This window comes from Vibrio sp. 10N.222.55.C6, assembly GCF_041473395.1.
GTDB lineage: Bacteria > Pseudomonadota > Gammaproteobacteria > Enterobacterales > Vibrionaceae > Vibrio > Vibrio crassostreae_C.
Genome location: NZ_JBFRSD010001114.1, coordinates 1 through 320 on the forward strand (window position 1 = coordinate 1; position 320 = coordinate 320).

At 41.9% G+C, this 320-nt stretch carries 1 protein-coding gene; it reads right to left on the bottom strand.

Annotated elements, in window-relative coordinates:
• Window positions 1-320 (bottom strand): hypothetical protein (locus AB4486_RS27785; RefSeq protein ID WP_372120030.1); only part of this gene is annotated, 320 nt, incomplete at both ends.

The window sequence follows — 320 nt, forward strand, 5'->3', positions numbered from 1 at the left end:
GACAAAAAAGGGACAAAATAGATTCCCTTATCCTGAGCCGTCTTCATCAACTTATCATCGAAATCGATCTGGTTTTTCAGAGGTGTGATAAAGAATAGGCACCGATGCCCTTGAGCGTTACCATCAATCGTTGTCTCTTCAATGTAAGCCTTCAACTGACCGTAACTCTTACCGGTACCAGTACCATCGCTACATGAAGTGAGCGATGGTTTCGGCTTATTCTCTCGATAAAATAGTTTAGATGTGATTGTACGACAGTCGTCGATTTCCTTTTTTAAGCGTCCGGGTTCCTTAGCCTTAATGTAATCAGTAGTTATCAC